The following is a 1,610-nucleotide window of genomic DNA, read 5'->3' as shown; positions in this document are numbered from 1 at the left end:
GCAAATTGGGGAGCAGGTCACTCAGCATCGCGTACTATATTGGGGAATCTTGGGTGCAGTGATCATGCGCGCCGCGTTGATTCTTGGCGGCACCGCGTTAATCGAGCGCGGTGACTGGATTCTCTACATTTTCGGCGCGTTCTTGATTGTCAGCGGTATCAGGATGGGACTGGTTGGACACCCCCCGGATATTGAAAAGAATCCGATCATTAGATGGATAAGCCGTTTCTTTCCTGTGTGGCCGAAATTTGCGGGTGAACGATTTGTCGTGAGACGACGAGGGCAGCTGGCCCTTACGCCGCTTGCGCTGGCATTGATCATGATCGAGGCGTCTGATCTGATCTTTGCTCTGGATTCCATCCCGGCGATTTTTTCCATCACGCGCGATTCGTTCCTGGTGTTCACGAGCAATATCATGGCGTTGCTCGGCTTGCGTTCGCTCTATTTCGCGCTGGCCGGAGCCGTCGACCGGTTTTGTTATCTCAGAACCTCGCTTGGGCTGCTCCTGGTGCTGATCGGGATCAAGCTACTGCTGAAAGACGTTCTGGTTGAAGGGCCGACCAGCACGTTTTTTACGCTCGGTGCCGTAGCGATCCTTTTGGCAAGCGGGATCATTGCATCGTTGCTCTTTGGGAGGCGTGCGCCAAATTGCACTTAGGAAATCGAGCGCGGCGAGAGTAACCACCGTGTCAGCATGGGCTGTGCAATAGTGTTGCCCGAACGTTGCGGGCTGGACCTGTGCCTGGTCTAGTTTCCAACGCGCGGGGTTTCGCGGTTCAGCGGCCGACGTGCCCACGCAATTCCGGATGGAGTTCGGCTCGAACTGCAGTGATGATGCTTGCGGCATCATCCTGGGAGAAACCGCAAACAAGGAGCACTTGGTCAGCCAGCTCGAGGCCCGCCGCAATATTCGGTGCTGGCTCCCGCCCGCGCCAGCGATGAGATTTCCTGATCATCGGCTGCACTTACGACGGAGGATGCCGCTGGATTTTGCTGGCGCACATAGTGAAGAATGCGTTCAATCAAATGACGTCGATCGAAGGTTATGACGACGAGGCGCGCTCGGGCGACGCCGGCAGCTTCCATAACCCGTTTGCGGCCCGCGTCCCCGAAGACGACCTTGTGTCCGGAGGTTTTTGCCCTGCGAAAGCGCACTAGGTCAGACTCGATCGCAATGTAGGGAGCCTTTGCTGCCTCCAGCACGAGCGCCACTGGACGGCCCACGCGTCCGCAGCCAAACAGGATAGCGTGATCGCTGAGATCTTGGCTTTCCTCGCGGATGGCAGCCTCTTCTGCACGTGCTTTGAGGCGATGTGAAGCACCGCAAACGAGTTCCGCAAATCGCGAACTCGCTTGAATCAACAGTGGGCCGAGCGCCATGGACACTGCTAGGGCCAACAGAGCGGGCTGCCCAACGCTCGCTTCCAGGGCATTCACTCGCATCGCCTGTGTGAGTAGAAGTAAGCCCGCTTCTCCGCCGTGTGCCAGAATAAGGGCAGCTCGCACTGCGACCGGTGCTGGCCAGCGCATGATTGCACCAACCTGGATCATGACGAAGGCCTTTCCTGGCAGGCATACGGCTATCCAGGCTCTGTCTCTTATACACATCT

2 protein-coding genes are annotated in these 1,610 nt (G+C 57.5%); one reads left to right on the top strand and one right to left on the bottom strand.

Features of this window, described 5'->3' with window-relative positions:
• Window positions 1–658 (top strand): TerC/Alx family metal homeostasis membrane protein (locus FXB40_RS46915; protein WP_148779030.1); only part of this gene is annotated, 658 nt, incomplete at its 5' end.
• 224 nt (window positions 659–882) lie between these two features.
• Here FXB40_RS46915 and FXB40_RS46910 read toward each other — a convergent pair.
• The coding region (locus FXB40_RS46910) for an NAD-binding protein (protein WP_148779029.1) at window positions 883–1,610 on the bottom strand (728 nt) is incomplete at its 5' end.

It is taken from the genome of Bradyrhizobium rifense (assembly GCF_008123425.1).
Lineage (GTDB): Bacteria > Pseudomonadota > Alphaproteobacteria > Rhizobiales > Xanthobacteraceae > Bradyrhizobium > Bradyrhizobium rifense.
This window is presented reverse-complemented; position numbering and strand designations above follow the sequence as displayed.